The sequence below is a fragment of the Oleiphilus sp. HI0132 genome (assembly GCF_001635845.1).
Genome location: NZ_LWGJ01001389.1, coordinates 1 through 941, shown reverse-complemented (window position 1 = coordinate 941; position 941 = coordinate 1). Strand labels below are relative to the sequence as shown.

2 protein-coding genes are annotated in these 941 nt (G+C 36.9%); both read left to right on the top strand.

Translation table 11 applies throughout. From position 1 onward, the window contains the following. The first annotated feature begins 123 nt into the window (after positions 1 to 123). The gene (locus A3766_RS32160; RefSeq protein ID WP_068642946.1) at positions 124 to 678 is read left to right on the top strand and encodes a DapH/DapD/GlmU-related protein; all 555 of its coding nucleotides are present in this window, start codon (positions 124 to 126) and stop codon (positions 676 to 678) included. Beyond that, on the top strand, positions 671 to 941 hold a 271-nt coding region (locus A3766_RS32155), incomplete at its 3' end, for a hypothetical protein (RefSeq protein ID WP_231882950.1). The genes A3766_RS32160 and A3766_RS32155, both read left to right, overlap by 8 nt.

The following is a 941-nucleotide window of genomic DNA, read 5'->3' as shown; positions in this document are numbered from 1 at the left end:
TATTGTGTCATCACTTCTATTTGGCTTAGTGAACAATGATATTTATTCACAGAAAATTATTTTGATTGTATTGGCGTATTTAGCTCTATTACCAAATCAAACCAGAACTAAGGACTATCAAAGGTGAAAATTCTCAATACACTCAAAAAGCTAAAAAGTATTTTGTTGTTTGTCTTTAAAGGGGGGGTTGTTTATGCAAAGAAATCAGGTGTTACCCTCGGTAAAGATTGCAGAATCTATATATTCCAGTGGGGAACCGAGCCATTTCTTATTACTCTTGGGGACAGGGTAACGATTACTTCTGGAGTAAGAATACTCACTCATGATGGCGCAACTTGTCTAATTCAAAACCAGCATGGACAGCGTTATCAGCGATACTCTCCTGTAGTGATAGGAAATGATGTGTTCGTTGGTGTGAATAGCATTGTTATGCCGGGTGTTTCAATAGGAAATAATGTAATTGTCGCGGCGGGAAGTGTTGTAACTAAAGATGTCCCTTCGGATTCAGTTATAGCGGGTGCTCCAGCGAAAAGAATTATGAGTTTTGGTGATTATAAAAAGAAAGTAGAAAGTTCGTTTGTAAATAACGACGAATTAGCTGAATTTGAGAATTATCAAGATAAAGTGTACGCGTCAATCGCTTTACAAAAACAGAAAAATGGTGAAGGGATTGAATAGCTTTTTAGTAGTTTTGCCGACTGACATGGTTGGTGGCGCTGAAAGAGTTGCAATGAACCTGGTTGGCTATCTAAATCAGCAATATCCAAATGCAATAATTTACGTTTACTTTATGTCTAAGGGCGACTCTGGGGGGTGGAACAGTTTAAAGAATCTTTCTAATGTGAAGCTTCTATATAACAACTTTCGGAGTGAAAAAACATCCTTCCCGCATCTGGTCTATTTCTTAGTAAAGAAATTAAGAAAAGTAGATGTAATCTATT